Annotated in this window: 1 protein-coding gene; it reads left to right on the top strand. The window is 62.4% G+C overall.

Annotated features, from left to right (window positions below; translation table 11 throughout):
* Window positions 1-60 precede the first annotated feature (60 nt).
* Window positions 61-1,202 (top strand): IS3 family transposase gene (locus C8N44_RS23055; protein ID WP_170121116.1). Its coding sequence is split into 2 segments (ribosomal slippage): window positions 61-301 and window positions 301-1,202, totalling 1,143 coding nucleotides; the frame shifts between segments, so codons are not numbered across the junction.
* Window positions 1,203-1,220 lie beyond the last annotated feature (18 nt).

Here is a 1,220-nt window from a genome sequence, read left to right on the forward strand (position 1 = left end):
CTGAATAGCCCCGTGTCTTGTGGACGCCTTCTTCGCTAATTTTGAGGCAAGGAGGCCATGATGAGCAGCAGCAAGTTCAGCGACGAGTTCAAGCGGGATGCCGTCGCGCAGATCACCGAGCGGGGCTATCCGGTCAGGGAGGTGTCGAAGCGCCTCGGGGTCAGCCCGTATTCGCTCTACGCCTGGAAGAAGAAGTTCGCGCAGGCGTCGTCCGGTGAGGCGGAGAAGGACACCGAGATCCGGCGCCTGAAGAAGGAGCTGGCGCGGGTCTCGGAGGAGCGTGACATCCTAAAAAAGGCCACCGCGTATTTCGCCAGGGATGCAAAGTGAGATACGCGTTCGTGGCCGAGCATCGCGGGCAATTCTCCGTCCGGGCGATGTGCCGGTGTCTGCGCATCCAGCCGAGCGGCTTCTATGCATGGTTGAAGGCGCCGTTGAGCAAGCGTGCCCAGGAAGACGCCCGCCAGACCGAACTGCTGAAGGAAGCCTGGGTCGAAAGTGGCAAGGTCTATGGGCACCGCAAGCTGCACGACGATCTTCTCGAACAGGGCGAAGACGTCTGCCTGAACCGCGTCGCGCGCCTGACCAGGCTGGCCGGGATCGCGGCGCAGATCGGCTACAAGCGCCGCCCAGGCAAGTATGGTGGCAAACCCTCGGTCGTGGTCGACAACACCCTGGATCGGCAGTTCGACGTGGAGGCGCCGGACAGGGTCTGGGTGACCGACATCACCTACATCCGCACCCAGGAAGGCTTCGCCTACCTCGCTGTGGTAATCGACCTGTTCTCTCGGCGCGTGGTCGGATGGTCCATGCAATCGCGCCAGACGACCGACGTCGTGCTCCAGGCTCTGCTCATGGCCACATGGCGGAGGAAGCCGAAGGCTAAGGTGCTGATCCACTCCGATCAGGGAAGTCAGTTCACCAGCATGGACTGGGCCGCGTTCCTGAAAGCCCACGACCTCGAGCATTCCATGAGCCGTCGCGGCAATTGCCACGATAACGCCGTCGCCGAGAGCTTCTTCAACCTGCTCAAGCGCGAGAGGATCAGGCGCCGCACCTATCGGACCCGCCAGGAAGCGCGGCGGGACGTGTTCGACTACATCGAGATGTTCTACAACCCGAAGCGCAAGCACGCGCGGAACGGAATGCTGTCGCCCCTCGAGTTCGAGCGGCAGCAGAAACTGAGGCACGAGGGCGTCTAAGAAACGCGGGGCTATTCA

This window comes from Allosediminivita pacifica, assembly GCF_003054175.1.
GTDB classification, from domain to species: domain Bacteria; phylum Pseudomonadota; class Alphaproteobacteria; order Rhodobacterales; family Rhodobacteraceae; genus Allosediminivita; species Allosediminivita pacifica.